Here is a 12648-nt window from a genome sequence, read left to right as displayed (position 1 = left end):
CGCCGATCCCGCCGGCAACGGCACCACCGCCCGCCCCGCCGGCTCCTCCGGCGCCGAACAGGCCGGCGGCACCGCCGGCACCGCCATTTTGGCCGGCGGCGCCGGACCCGCCGGCTCCGCCGTTGCCGAACAGCAACCCGCCCGCTCCCCCGGCCGCGCCGGTTCCCGGTGCTCCGTTGGCCCCGTTACCGATCAACGGGCGCCCGAAAAGACCCTGTGCGGGTGCGTTGATGAGATTGAGCAGGACCTGCTGCAGACCGTCCAGCGGTGCGGCACTGGCCACCTCCGCGCTGGCGTATGCGCCCGCGCCCGCATTCAACGCCTGCAGAAACTGACTCTGAAATGCCGCTGCCTGGGCACTGACCGCCCGATATTCCGCCGCGTGCGAGCCGAACAGCGCAACGATGCCCACCGAGACCTCGTCGGCCGCGGCGGCCACCAGGTCTGTAGTCGCGCCCGCCGCGGCCGTGTTGGCCGCGCTCAGCGCCGAACCGATACCGGTTATTTCCGAAACCGCCGCTTCCAGCATTGACGGCGACACAACAACAAATGACATGACATCTCCCGAGTACGACCAGCCCGAATAGGTCCGAACAAGAAAACGTCACGGCCCCGAATACCAGCCGCAGAAGCGGAGAATAGCGCCATCCGAACCGGTGATTTCGGGTTTTCCCGAATTCGCGGTTTATTTGCGCTTTAACGGGCGAGCAGCTGCCGAGTCTCCGCGGACGCGGGCGCGGCCAGAAAGCCGGAAAGGCCGTCCACCACGCCGGCGACGAAAAGCGCGAAGTTCACGACGGCGTCGTTGCGCGCGACAGCGCGTTCCCGTTCGGCGGCCAGGTGCACCGCAAGATCCTGGGCCTGCTGAATCCGCAGAGAGCGCATGGGTTCCGGAATGTCCGGCAGCAGCCGCTGCATCCCGAAGATGAATTCGTCCTGGGATTTCATCGCGTCGGCCTGGCGCAGGAATACCTCGACCTGGCCGGTGCGCTGAAGCTGGTCGATGAACGACACGTAGAAACTGTCCGGCGATTCGGCCAATTCGATCAGCGGAACGATGTGTGCTTCCAACTGGGCCCGAAGATCATCCGGCCGTGCACGGGCCCGCAGCAGCGCGCGGCGTTGCGTCAGATCGCCGAGACGATAACTGAAGATCGCGCGCAGCAGGTCATCCTTGGAGCCGAAGTGATACCGGATTGCCGAATTGTTCGACGACCCCGCCTCGATGGAGATCTGCCGCAATGACACGCCGGCCAGTCCGTGCTCAGCGAACAGTCGCTCGGCCGCCAACAGCAATTGCAGGGCGGTGGCCGGAAGAGGGCCGGGCGTCACCGGGCGCCGAGATTCATGGCGTCGATGGTATTCGTGGCCACTCGGACAACTTCCGCGGAATCCCGGCCGACCAGGTCGGCGAGAATGTCGACATCCTTGGCAAGCAGGGCGCCGGCGAGTTGCGCCATCACCGAAAGGCCGTGCCCGGAGCCGCTGATCACCTCGGCGGCGTAGCTGCGGCCGCTCCCCTTGGACAGGACGCCGGCGAGGGCTGCTTTGTCCACTCCGAGTCTGTCGGCGACGGAGAAGACGCTTGCGGCCAGCCCGAGGTGTGCGCTGAACAGCGCGTTGTTCAACAGCTTCGCCGCCTGGCCGGCACCCAGGCCACCAACGTGCACAAGCGGATTCGCGAACGTCTCCAGCACGGGCCGGCAGCGCTCGACCGCGTCATCGTCGCCGCCGACCATCACCAGCAACGCCTTCGCCGCGGCCATATGCCCGCCGCCCGACACCGGGGCGTCGACGAAATGCAGGTGCGGGAAATCGGCCTGCAGACGCCGGCAGGTATCGGGATGGACGGTGCTGTGAATCACCACGGTGCCCTCGGCGGCCATCCCGGCCAGCGCGCCCTCATCGCCGCGCAACACGTCGTCGACGTCCGAATCACCAATGACGCAGAGGCACAACACATCCGATGCGGCACCGAGCGCACGCCTATCGGCGGCAACCACGGCGCCGGTACCTTCAAAGGGTTCGAGCGACTCCGGCCGGCGCGCCCACAGTGTCGTCTGAAACCCGTCCTCGACGATCCGGCGCGCCATCGGACCGCCCTGCGACCCCACACCCGCGAAGCCGACTCGCAGGGCGGTCATCCCTGTGCCTCGATGCTTTCCCGGATGTAGGCCTCGATGTCGTTGGCGCGCCGCATGAGTGCATCGTGCACCTCCGGGGCGGTCACCACCAGGAAACGCCCCGCCTCCACGGCATCGGCCGTCAGTTTGCCGACATCCTCGGCCGCCACGATCTGGTGCGCCGGCGCCCGCGGGGTCGGAGCCGCGTCGCCGTACACCGTTATGCCTTCCAGGATGTTCGTGATCACCCCGGACGGGCAAAGACAGGTCACACCAACACCTTTGGTTCCGAGATAGGCCGCCAGCGCCTCGGACAGCCCGACGATGGCATGTTTGGACGCCACGTAGGGAAGCCGGTCGAATCCGTAACTCAGCAATCCGGAAGCCGACGCGGTGTTGATGAGATGGCCGCTGCCCTGCGCGATCAGTCCCGGCAAAAAAACCCGGTTGCTGCGCGCGATGCTGAACAGGTTGATGTCGACGGTGCGCGTCCACGCCTCGTCGGGCAACGCTTCGGGAGCACCGATCGCCAGCACGCCGACATTGTTCATCACCGCGTCGATCCGGCCGAACCGCTGCAGCGCGACGTCGCGCAGCTTCACCAGATCGGCTTCGACGGTCACATCGACCCGCAGTCCAACCGCCGGCCGGCCCGACGCCGTGATCTCCTCGGCGACAGCGGCGGCGCGGTCCTCGGACAGATCGCTTACCACTACCGACGCGCCCCGATCGGCGAATGCCATTGCGGTCGCGCGTCCGATGCCGCTGCCCGCCCCGGTCAGTACCGCGACCGCACCGGCCAATTTCAGTGGCTTGCTCACGCGATTCCCACCGCCTTGGTGCGCAGGAACTCGAACAATCCCTCCTCGCCGCCTTCGCGGCCGTAGCCGGAGATGCCGACACCGCCAAAGGCGAGCTCGCAGCCGGTGACCGGGCTGGCTCCATTGACGTAGACACCGCCCGCCTTGAGCGCGGACACCATCCGCTGCACCCGGCCGATATCTTTCGTGTAAACGTAGGCGGCCAAACCGTATTCAGTCGAGTTCGCCATCGCGATCGCCTGCTCCTCAGCCTCGAACCGCATCAGGGAAAGCACCGGCCCGAACACCTCGATCTGGCCGAGTTCGGAATCGGGGGCCACGTCTCCGAAGACCGTCGGTTCCACGAAGAATCCCCCGGTTAGGTCGTCGGGCACCCCGCCACCGGCAAGCAGCTTCGCGCCGTCGGTCTGCGCTCGTTCGATCATGGCCAAAATCCGTTGCTGCGCCCGACGAGTCACGACGGGACTGATGAGCGTTGCCGGGTCGAACGGGTCACCACACCGCATGCCGGAGACGATCTCGACGACGCGATCCACGACGTCGTCGTAGATGTCGTTGTGCACGATCATGCGCGAGGGGATTGCGCAACCCTGTCCGGCCAGCGTGCCCAGCACACTGAAGGCGTTGACGGCGACCGCCGTATTCAGGTCGGCATCGGGGAAGAGCACATTGGCGGACTTGCCGCCGAGTTCCAGCACGGCCGGTTTGAGGGACTCGGCGCACCGCGCGAGGATCTTGCGGGCGGTCGCCGGGCCACCGGTGAAGCTGACCTTCTGCACGAGTGGATGGCGCACCAGCGCGTCCCCGGTCTCCGGTCCGCCGAGTACCAGATTGACTACGCCGTGCGGGATTCCGGCTTCTCTGACCAGGCCCATAAGGTGTTCCGTCGCGTACGGGGTCAGCTCGGACGGCTTCATGACGACCGTGTTCCCGGCCGCCAGCGCCGGGATCAGTTTCATGCCCACCGAGACAACCGGGCCGTTCCAGGTGAGGATGATCCCGACGACACCGTAGGGTTCCGGCATCGAGTAGCCGAGTTCACGCTGGTTCGCCGGGAAGGACGTGACACGTCCTTCCACCTTGTCGGCCCAACCGGCGTAGTACGCCGTCCAGTTCGCCATGATGCTGACGAGGGGCCGGCTCATGCCTGCCGACATTCCGTTGTCCAGCACGGAAAGTCGGGCGATTTCGGCGATGTCGCGCTCCATCAGTTCCCCGAGCCGTCGCAACACCCGCGCCCGTTGCGCCGGCGACCAGGCGCGCCACTCCCGATACGCGTCGTGCGCCGCACGCACCGCCTCGTCGACGTCGTCCGGACCCGCCAGCGGCACCGGGCCCTGGACCTCGCCGGTCGCGGGATAGACGTGCTGATGCACACCGCCCGTACCGGTGGTGCGCGCCTCTCCCCCGATGTGTAGATGCACCACGGGAACGCTCAGATCAACGGTCATGTGCGCCCTTCGTTAAGTCGGATTACTTATTTCTAAGGCACTTGACTTCATTAATCAACTGGTGCCTAATGCTCAAATGGACCTGAACCAACTCTTCGACCTCACCGGCAAGGTCGCCGTGGTCACCGGAGGCGCCGGCGGGATCGGCGAGGTGTACGCCGAGGCGCTGTGCGACGTCGGTGCCGCCGTCGTCATCGCCGACATCAACCTTGATGCGGCACAACGCACGGCCGATACGCTGGCAGACAAAGGCTTTCGATCGACGGCGGTGCATCTGGATGTCACGTCGGCCGAGTCGGCAGCCCAGATGGCATCCGCGGCGATCGCCGCGTTCGGCGGCATCGACATCTTGATCAACAACGCGGCGGTGATGACCGACCTACCCCCATATGGGCTGTCGAATATGCCGGTCCCGGACTGGGATCGGGTGCTCGCCGTGAACCTGCGCGGCCCGCTGTTGTGCACCCAGGCCGTGGTCGAGTCGATGTCCGGCCGCGGTGGTGGCCGCATCGTCAATGGCCTGTCCGCCGGCGCGTTCATGGCCGGCGGCATCTACGGAGTCTCGAAATATGCGTTGCACGGCCTGACCTGCAACCTCGCCAGCGAACTCGGGTCACGCGGCATCAACGTCAACGGCATCGCGCCCGGACTCGTCGACAACGAGAGCGCCTACGTGAGCCTGCCGAAGGACTCCCCGATCCGCGACATCCTCGGCGCGCAGATCCCGGGCAAGACCTCTGGCCCGCCGGCCGACCTGGTCGGCACGATGCTGCTGCTGTGCTCCCCCGCCGGGGATTGGATCAACGGCCAGACGATCTCGGTCGACGGTGGCTGGATCATGCGACTCTGATGGCGCAAACCCGCGAGGAACGGCGCGCGGTCGCGCGCGCCGAGTACGAACGCATCATGACCACAGCTAGCCCGGAACCGGTTGGGGCCTACCTCGAGGCCGGCGTGATCGGCTATGTGTTCGGTGAGATGTGGCGCCGCGGCGTGCTCACCCCGCGCGACCGCCGCTGGATAACGCTGACGTGCGTGGGCGCGGCTGGGGCGATCACCCCGATCGAGACCCACGTGTACGCGGCTCTGAAAAGCGGAGAGATCAGCTACCCAGAGTTCGACGAATTCGTGCTGCACTTCGGCACCCAGGCCGGTTGGCCGAAGGCATCGGTGATGCAGGTGCACGGGATGATGAGCGCCTTCAAGATCGCCGAGGAGTCCGGTTCCCCGGTCGAGGCGCCGGACTTCGAGCTTTGGGCGGAACCGGTGGACGACGATGCCCGCCGCCGCCGTGGTGTCTCGGCGTATCAACAGATCCACGGTGAGGCGCCGCCGCGGGCCTCGACTGCCTTTCAGGGTCACGCCCGCCTGGACTATCTGTACGGCGAAATTTGGACGCGGACAAAGTATCTCACCCGCCGCGACCGGCGCATCATCAGCATCTGCAGCGCCGCATCCGCCGCGATCGACGAGGAGGTGACCGATCACCTGAGTGCCGCACTGACCCTGGGCGAGATGACCCGGAACGATCTCGAAGAACTCGTCGTGCATTTCGCCGTCTACCTGGGCTGGAATCTGGCCCGGCGCCTAGATGACCTGTTGCTTGAGGTCGCAGGCGGCATCGACGACGCCTGAGACGCTCCCAGCCGCCATGGGAGGATCTAGCGCTATGGCAGACAACAGGGTCGGCAGAGTCGCCGGCAAGGTCGCACTGATCACCGGCGCGGCACGGGGCCAGGGTCGCGAACACGCGATCCGGTTGGCCGAGGAGGGCGCCGACATCGTCGCGGTCGACGTCTGCGCGGACATCGACGGCGTCGCCTACCCGGGAGCTACCGACAGCGACCTCGCCGACACCGCGGACCTGGTCGAGAAGTCGGGCCGCCGCATCGTCACCGCCAAGGCCGACGTGCGGGACGTGGAAAGTCTGCGTGCCGCGGTCGCACAGGGAGTGGACGCGTTGGGCCCGCTCGACATCGTGGTGGCCAACGCCGGCATCAGCGGGGTTCCCGCACCCGCGGCGATGATCGAAGAATCGGCATGGCAGACGATGATGGACATCAACCTGACCGGGGTGTGGCACACCGTCAAAGTGGCACTGCCGCACATGACCAACGGCGGCGGTTCGATCATCCTGATCAGCTCGATGCTGGGCATTCGCGGCGGCGGCTACATGGCTCACTACGCCTCCGCCAAACACGCCGTCGTCGGTCTGATGAACTCGCTGGCCAATGAGCTTGCACCGCAATGGATCCGGGTGAACTCGATCCACCCGGGCAACGTGTTGACGCCGATGCTCGACAACGACTGGTTCGTCCGGACACTGAGACCTGACCTGCCGAATCCCACCGTGCAGGACGCAGGCGAGATCATCGGACAGTTCCACCTGTTGCCCAAGCCGTTGATCGAGGCGCGCGCCGTCAGCAACGCCGTGTTGTTCCTCGCCTCCGACGAGTCGCAGTACATCACCGGCGCGGCCTTGCCGGTCGATGCCGGGGCCGTGGCCAAGTTCTGAGGACTTATTCGCGCGGTAGCCGGCGCAGCCGGTCGGGATCTCCCTCGACCCACAAGTAGGGCTGCCCGTCGTCATCCGTGGCGACGCTGATGGGTAGTTCGTTGGCCCCGGCCGTATCCGGCTCCACGAGGAGTTCCAGTTCCCCGGAATCGACGTACGCCACGGCGTCGTCGCTGGACAGCTTCCACGGCCGGCCGTCGGTGGGCCAAACCCCGCCGACGGTCCGGATGTCCAGGCGCTCAGCGTCTTCGGATTCCTCCGCCTGCAGGCACTTCACCCACAACTTGCCGGGCAGCGGGCGGAAGTACACCGCGAGCCGCTGGCGGTTCAGATTGACGTCGACCGGTATGCCGATGGGCGGCAGGGACGTGCCCTCGGGTTGGTCGTTCAGCGACTTCTTGACCTGACGCGATCCGAGCCCGGTGCCGAACCAGTCGATCGTCAACACGGTGGTGAGGTACTGCGCGATCGCCAGGGTCAGAAGGCCACCCGCTCCGGCGACCCCGACGCCCGCCGCGCCCGCCGCCGCGGTCACCGGAAGCGCGATCAGGCCGGCGACGGCCACGGCGCCTGCCGCGGTCGCCACTTTTCCGGCCGCGGTGAGACTGAAGTCCGGATGCACCTCGGGCTCCGGTGGATTCTGCGCCGGCCGCACCCCGACTGTCCGCGGCAGCTCATCGAAGAGCTCACTGACTCGCTTGACTTCCGCCTCGTATTCCTCGCCGCTGAGCTCACCCGCCCGTTTCTTCTCACCCGCGGATTGCAGTGCCTCTTCCAGACTTTCGACGGTTTTGAAGTTGGCGCGACGGCTCTCCTCCACCTTCGGGTCGCGTGGTATCTCGTCGAGGCCCATCTCGTAGGTCACCTTGAAGCTGGCCTTGAAGTCGTAGAGCTTCGTCTCGGCGCTGACGGTGCCGTCGACCACCAGCCGGCCGTCGCCGGTGCGGGGCAGGATGTCGGCGTCCAGTGAGTCCAGGCTGCGCTCTTCGCCACCGATGCTGACGGTTTTGGGGCCCCGTAACAGACACGGCGCGTCAGGGTCGAAGTCGGTCTCGTCGAGGTCGAAACTGTTGCGCACGGTGTCGCTCACCTGGCGCAGAATGCCCCACCCGGCGGTCGCCAATCCCGTTTTCTCATACGGGTTTTCGGCAAGAATGGAGTGCGGGAGCTGCTCACCGGCGGGCAGGCCGCGCAGTGTTTGCAGCTGAACCACCATGGATTCCTCGGTGGTCTCGCCGACGTCGAAGCGTTGCACGACGGCGTCCAGAGCCTTGACCGTGCTGTCGTCGTCCGCGTGCGGGTCGACCTCCAGGGGCGTCGGCAGCAGGCTCTGAATGCCGTTGTCGCCCATCTCGGCCAGCTGCGGGCGGACCGCGTCGGCGATCTGCGTGGCGAGCGAGTCCAGCACCCTGGTTCTGGCCTCGCCGTCCGAGAGGCTGGGATGCTGCAGCTTTTCCATGTTGACCAGAAGCTGGCCGGCGATGCTGTGGGTGATCCAGTGCGCTTCGGCGTAGTCGATTTCCCAGCTGATCCGCGGGTCCTGTCCGGTGAACACGGTGGTGCCGTCGCCGCGGCGTTCGACGTCCGGCCCGAACAGTCGGGCCGCGAACTGGTCGGCCGGTGGGCCGGCCACCAGTACCGGAGCATCCTGAGCGGTGAAGTTCAGCGCGATCGTCTGCTTCCCCGGCTCGATCTCGTGCCGCTCGAGCTGGTCATGAATGATCAACCGCCCGAACAGCGGGATCTCGTTGTAGGGGATCTCCCGTGACTCCCCGGCCCGCGGCCCGTCCGGGATGGTGATGGTCGACGGGGGAAGCTCGACCAGGGGGATGCAGGTTACGGAATCGATCACAATGCTCGAGTCGAAGATCACCAGATCGATCGCGAAATGCCTTAAAGGGTCCCGGTTTTCGCCGTCGACCTGTTCCTGCCACGGCCGCTGATGGGAGTCGACGATAAACCAGACCCGGTCGAGCGTGAGGTCCAGGGTGGCGGTAGCTGAATAACCCGTGCCATCGACGGACTCGGTGCGCTTGTCACCGCTGAACATCTCGACCGTCTGGTCCTGGACTCGTTCACGATGAATTTCGATGATCGTGTCGGGGCGGTCCATGCGGATGCTGTACCCACAAAGACTCAGGAGTCAATCACCCGAGCGTGCTCAGTTCTGGCGAGGCAGCAGCTCGGTGACGAAGCGGTCGATGAAGCCGTCCACGGCCGGCACACCCACCGGCCTGATGACGAACTTCGTCAACCCGGCTGCCAGATACCCGTCAAGTTGCTGGTGCAGCTCATCCCAGCCCGCGGCGACCAGCTCCTCGGGAGCGCAATCCGGACGACGCCGGCGTACCGCTGCGGCCAGTTCCGCGGGCAGTTCGCCGTCGGCCACCGCCAACGAGATGCCGAAGTGGTCGGGTTCGACATGCCGACCTGCCTGCGCCGCGGCGTGTTCGATCGCCGCGCGCGCCTGCCTGGCTTCGTCCGGAGTGAGGAAGCTGCCGAGCCAGCCGTCGGCCAGCTCACCGATGCGCCGGTATGCCGCGGGTGAGGAGCCGCCCACCCAGATGTCCAGCGGTGGCGACGGCCGGGGCGCGACCGCGGCCCCGGTGACCGTGAAGAACTTCCCGCGATAGCTGGCGGCATCCTCAGCCAACACCGCGCGCAGGATCCGCAGCGACTCGTCGAACACCGCCGCCCGCTCGCCGTCAGGAACCACGAACACCTCACGCTCGGCCGGAATCGCCGAGCGCAGCCCGAAGACGGGAAGCACGCGTTTCGGCGCCAGTGTTGCCAGCGATGCCAACTGTTTCGCCACCAGCACCGGGTGCCGGCCCGGTAACACCGCCACCGACGTACCCACCTTCAACCGCGTGGTCCGCGCCAGTGCATAAGCCATTCCGACCATCGGATCGACCGCCGGCGAATAGACCAGCTCGGAGAACCAGAGCGAGTCAACCCCACTGGACTCCAACTGGTCGATGATCGCGGGAAGGTGATCGGGCGGGGTGTCCGAGCCCAGACCGACCCCGAATCGAATTTTCACAAAGGGTGCAACGCGGCGCGTCCGCTATTTCAGTCCCGGCGCCCGGAGCAGATCCGCAAAAGCCTGCACGGCCCCGGTGACGCCCGCGTCGTCGTCGGTGGCCACCAGGTCCAGCAGCAGTCCCCGGATGACGGCAAGACCCAGTCGCACCAGCGCCGGGTCGTAGGCATCCCCGGCGACTCTCGCAGCTTCGGCCAGCCAGTCGTCGACAGCGCCGGGCACCATCCGGGCAAACGGCTGCTCGCCCTGGGCACCCCGGGAGTAACACTCGAAGAACAGCCGCTCGAAGGGACGCAATTCGGGCCGGCACAGGGTGGCCCACATCGCGGCGAAACTCTCGGCCGGGTCGGTGGGCAACTCGGCGAGCACCGCCATCTGCCGGAGTTCGACCTCCGCGACGATCGCCAGCAGCAACTCATCGCGGGATATGAAGTGGTGCAACAGCATTCGGTGACTGGTTCCGACCGCGGCCGCCACGTCACGCAGGGACCGGTCGCCGATGCCGCCGGAAGCGAACTCGTCGATCAGGGCATCGAGCAGCTGCCGGCGCCGCCCGACGTCAGGAGTGCGGGCCAAGTGACTGGCGCAGCTGCTCGCTGCGGGCCTTGAGCCCCTGGGCCTCCATCTCCAGATACCGGCGGGTGGTGCGGATCATGAGCTTGGCGATCAGAGCACCAACCGGGCCTCGCTGGTCGAGAACCTGACGCACCAGCGTCCGGTCGCCGGCCATCGGCGTCAGCGAATGCAGAGCGGACGTGGCCCCGCCCGGCGAACGTTGTTCCCAGGTCCACGACGCCCCCGGCACGACGTCGGTGACTTCCCACACCAGCTTCGGCAGCTTTGGTTGCTTGATCTGGAACCGCTTTCCCACGGCGAGACCGGGGCCGTCCAGAGCGACCAACTCGGTGACCGAGGCGGTCCATTCGGGCCAGCGCTCGACGTCGCTGAACACATCCCACACCAGACTTGCAGGTGCGGCGATCTCGACGCCGCTCTCTGTAATCATGTACCAAATGGTACATGCCGTCGGGGTCGGCCAACAGGGGCCAGGCACAAATCGGCGCCGAAAATCGGCTCATCGCCTTGTTAGGATCCACTACACAGTGGGACGGAGCTATCCGCAGCGGTGGCTGGCTCGGAAGCTCGCGGAGCAGGCAACGGCGGGCCGGCATCGGTCGACCGCCCCGCGAGGAGATCAGAGCGGAGAACTGATGAGTGTGTCGTGGCGAGAAACGGCCAGCGACGAGTGTCAGGCCGATTTTGATGCGCTGCTGGACGAGTGCATCGACATCGCGGCGAACAACTTGGTGCGGAACTGGGGGTTGGACCCGACGGCCATTGCCGTCGATGCCGACGGTGGCAAGTCCGTGGTGATGGCTGAGGACTCACACGGCCTGTCGAGCCGCGACGAACTGGCCCGGTCCTTGAAGCGTTCCGCGCCGGCGATCAGATCGTTTGCCCTCGTCAGCAGAGTCAGCGATGAATCGACGGACAAGTTAATCGAGATCCACCTCGAGCACCGTGACATCGCTATCCAGAGACGCTGATTGTTGACACTCGCACGACGATCTCGAGCAACCTCCAGGCGCTTATCGACGGTGGAAAATTGAAGATGCTGCGAATGGCGCTCAACTGATGCCTCCCACACCCGAATGGGCACGCGCCCACGAACGTCTGAGTGCGGATATAACCGAGACGGCTAAACGGAACAAGCTGCCATTCAGAACCAATGCTGATCTAATCAATACCAACGAACGGTACCCGAGCCTCATCCCAATACTCGTCGATTGGGTGCAGAACACCGAAACAAAGAGCGGCCTCACCGACCCCGTCGAACTACATCGGTTTCGAAACGGCCTGTACCGATCCTTGACGACGATCGACGCGATGGGGACGGAGGCGGTGCCGCTCTTGTTCGACAGCCTCTACCTGCAGCCGCCCGCACCGGCCACGACGCTGGCTGCGATCGGCAACGCGCTCAGCTACCTTGCGGCACCCGCGGACTATGCACGGATGCGCGAGGTCGCCACCGACCGCTCGTTGGGCTCCGGCCGAGCCCCTGTCATCGAGTGGTTGCTCCGGGCCGACCCGGAGGACGCCCTCCCCATCGCCCTTGATGGACTCGACGACCCATCGGTCCGGCCATACATCCTCCGGTCACTGCGGGTCATCAAACATCTGCCGGCATCGTTGCGTCCGAGAATCGAACCGTATCTTGACGACGCCGACAGCGAAGTGCGCCTTCAAGCCAAGCGGACGCTGGCCAAAGTCGGCAAATAATCCCCGCGACAGCGGGCACGCCTCAGGCGAGGCCGCGACGCCGTCGCAGCACCGTCCCCCCGATCCGGACCCAGACGACCACTCCTCGTGTCCAGTCCACACCCCGGACCGCTTCAACGACTTCGGCTTCTGGACGCTGCACCGCGACGAAACCAGCCTCGCCTGCCCGATGAGCGATCAGCCGAACCGCGGAAATTCCCGGCGCGAACGGCTTGAGGCGGCACTCGACCCAGATATCTGCGTCCCGGTACGTTTCCGCCCATTCGCGAAGATGCCGGAGCTCACCACGAACCCGCTCCACGAAGGGCACCGACGCCTGTTCAAGCTCACCCCAGTACGGTTCCCTTTTGGTCCGCCAGAATGGGTACGGCACACAGTCACCAGACTCGCCACACCTACCGATCAAGTCGTTCAA

15 protein-coding genes and 1 pseudogene are annotated in these 12648 nt (G+C 66.0%); 5 read left to right on the top strand and 11 right to left on the bottom strand.

What is annotated here, in order from left to right:
- From AO501_RS39555 to AO501_RS20255, 6 genes and pseudogenes are all read right to left on the bottom strand, one after another.
- Positions 1 to 244: PGRS repeat-containing protein (locus AO501_RS39555; protein ID WP_419775684.1), on the bottom strand; the 244-nt coding region annotated here is incomplete at its 3' end.
- A 93-nt stretch (positions 245 to 337) separates the two neighbouring features.
- Positions 338 to 529, bottom strand: a pseudogene (locus tag AO501_RS39550) (PE family protein); the annotation flags it as partial.
- Positions 530 to 696: 167 nt separating this feature from the next.
- Positions 697 to 1332: a TetR/AcrR family transcriptional regulator gene (locus tag AO501_RS20270; RefSeq protein WP_055579398.1), complete on the bottom strand. Its 636-nt coding sequence runs from the start codon at positions 1330 to 1332 to the stop codon at positions 697 to 699.
- Positions 1329 to 2144, bottom strand: coding sequence for an NAD(P)-dependent oxidoreductase (locus tag AO501_RS20265; protein ID WP_055579397.1), 816 nt, complete (start codon positions 2142 to 2144; stop codon positions 1329 to 1331). Before AO501_RS20265 ends, AO501_RS20270 begins: the two co-directional genes overlap by 4 nt.
- Positions 2141 to 2944 (bottom strand): SDR family oxidoreductase, encoded by an 804-nt coding sequence (locus tag AO501_RS20260; protein ID WP_055579396.1) that lies wholly within the window; start codon positions 2942 to 2944, stop codon positions 2141 to 2143. The genes AO501_RS20265 and AO501_RS20260 overlap by 4 nt, the downstream gene beginning before the upstream one ends.
- Positions 2941 to 4395, bottom strand: coding sequence for an aldehyde dehydrogenase family protein (locus tag AO501_RS20255; RefSeq protein WP_055579395.1), 1455 nt, complete (start codon positions 4393 to 4395; stop codon positions 2941 to 2943). The genes AO501_RS20260 and AO501_RS20255 overlap by 4 nt, the downstream gene beginning before the upstream one ends.
- 61 nt (positions 4396 to 4456) lie before the next feature.
- Between AO501_RS20255 and AO501_RS20250 the strand changes: the two genes are divergently transcribed.
- Genes AO501_RS20250 through AO501_RS20240 form a run of 3 tightly spaced genes read left to right on the top strand, consistent with a single transcriptional unit; the run spans position 4457 to position 6910 of the window.
- A complete protein-coding gene (locus AO501_RS20250; protein WP_197419911.1) occupies positions 4457 to 5245 on the top strand; it encodes an SDR family oxidoreductase in 789 nt (262 codons plus the stop codon).
- Positions 5245 to 6030, top strand: coding sequence for a carboxymuconolactone decarboxylase family protein (locus AO501_RS20245; RefSeq protein WP_055579393.1), 786 nt, complete (start codon positions 5245 to 5247; stop codon positions 6028 to 6030). Before AO501_RS20250 ends, AO501_RS20245 begins: the two co-directional genes overlap by 1 nt.
- 34 nt (positions 6031 to 6064) lie before the next feature.
- Positions 6065 to 6910 carry a mycofactocin-coupled SDR family oxidoreductase gene (locus AO501_RS20240; RefSeq protein ID WP_055579392.1) on the top strand — a complete coding sequence of 282 codons (846 nt, stop codon included), beginning with the start codon at positions 6065 to 6067 and terminating at the stop codon, positions 6908 to 6910.
- Between the two features lie 4 nt (positions 6911 to 6914).
- Here AO501_RS20240 and AO501_RS20235 read toward each other — a convergent pair whose 3' ends face one another.
- From AO501_RS20235 to AO501_RS20220, 4 genes are read right to left on the bottom strand one after another with little or no spacing between them, the layout of a single operon-like run.
- On the bottom strand, positions 6915 to 9023 hold the full coding sequence (locus tag AO501_RS20235; protein WP_055579391.1) for a hypothetical protein: 2109 nt from the start codon (positions 9021 to 9023) through the stop codon (positions 6915 to 6917).
- Positions 9024 to 9071: 48 nt separating this feature from the next.
- Complete coding sequence (locus tag AO501_RS20230; RefSeq protein WP_055579390.1) at positions 9072 to 9953, bottom strand: TIGR03854 family LLM class F420-dependent oxidoreductase; 882 nt, start codon at positions 9951 to 9953, stop codon at positions 9072 to 9074.
- Positions 9954 to 9977: 24 nt separating this feature from the next.
- Complete coding sequence (locus AO501_RS20225; RefSeq protein WP_055579389.1) at positions 9978 to 10529, bottom strand: TetR/AcrR family transcriptional regulator; 552 nt, start codon at positions 10527 to 10529, stop codon at positions 9978 to 9980.
- Positions 10513 to 10959 carry an SRPBCC family protein gene (locus AO501_RS20220; RefSeq protein ID WP_055579388.1) on the bottom strand — a complete coding sequence of 149 codons (447 nt, stop codon included), beginning with the start codon at positions 10957 to 10959 and terminating at the stop codon, positions 10513 to 10515. Before AO501_RS20220 ends, AO501_RS20225 begins: the two co-directional genes overlap by 17 nt.
- Before the next feature lie 205 nt (positions 10960 to 11164).
- On the opposite strand from AO501_RS20220, the gene AO501_RS20215 reads away from it, so the two are divergent.
- Both AO501_RS20215 and AO501_RS39545 read left to right on the top strand, forming a co-directional pair.
- The gene (locus AO501_RS20215) at positions 11165 to 11500 is read left to right on the top strand and encodes a hypothetical protein (protein ID WP_055579387.1); all 336 of its coding nucleotides are present in this window, start codon (positions 11165 to 11167) and stop codon (positions 11498 to 11500) included.
- A gap of 88 nt (positions 11501 to 11588) precedes the next feature.
- A complete protein-coding gene (locus AO501_RS39545; RefSeq protein ID WP_231752555.1) occupies positions 11589 to 12233 on the top strand; it encodes a hypothetical protein in 645 nt (214 codons plus the stop codon).
- A 22-nt stretch (positions 12234 to 12255) separates the two neighbouring features.
- Here AO501_RS39545 and AO501_RS20205 read toward each other — a convergent pair whose 3' ends face one another.
- Positions 12256 to 12606, bottom strand: coding sequence for a hypothetical protein (locus AO501_RS20205; RefSeq protein WP_055579386.1), 351 nt, complete (start codon positions 12604 to 12606; stop codon positions 12256 to 12258).
- Between the last annotated feature and the right edge of the window lie 42 nt (positions 12607 to 12648).

Source organism: Mycobacterium gordonae, from assembly GCF_001417955.2.
Classification (GTDB): Bacteria; Actinomycetota; Actinomycetes; order Mycobacteriales; family Mycobacteriaceae; genus Mycobacterium; species Mycobacterium gordonae_B.
This window is presented reverse-complemented; position numbering and strand designations above follow the sequence as displayed.

Coding starts and splice junctions, on each gene's coding strand:
- AO501_RS20265 (WP_055579397.1), bottom strand. CDS start 2,144: ATGACCGCCCTGCGAGTCGGCTTCGCGGGTGTGGGGTCGCAGGGCGGT.
- AO501_RS20255 (WP_055579395.1), bottom strand. CDS start 4,395: ATGACCGTTGATCTGAGCGTTCCCGTGGTGCATCTACACATCGGGGGA.
- AO501_RS20245 (WP_055579393.1), top strand. CDS start 5,245: ATGGCGCAAACCCGCGAGGAACGGCGCGCGGTCGCGCGCGCCGAGTAC.
- AO501_RS20240 (WP_055579392.1), top strand. CDS start 6,065: ATGGCAGACAACAGGGTCGGCAGAGTCGCCGGCAAGGTCGCACTGATC.
- AO501_RS20235 (WP_055579391.1), bottom strand. CDS start 9,023: ATGGACCGCCCCGACACGATCATCGAAATTCATCGTGAACGAGTCCAG.
- AO501_RS20220 (WP_055579388.1), bottom strand. CDS start 10,959: ATGATTACAGAGAGCGGCGTCGAGATCGCCGCACCTGCAAGTCTGGTG.
- AO501_RS20215 (WP_055579387.1), top strand. CDS start 11,165: ATGAGTGTGTCGTGGCGAGAAACGGCCAGCGACGAGTGTCAGGCCGAT.
- AO501_RS39545 (WP_231752555.1), top strand. CDS start 11,589: ATGCCTCCCACACCCGAATGGGCACGCGCCCACGAACGTCTGAGTGCG.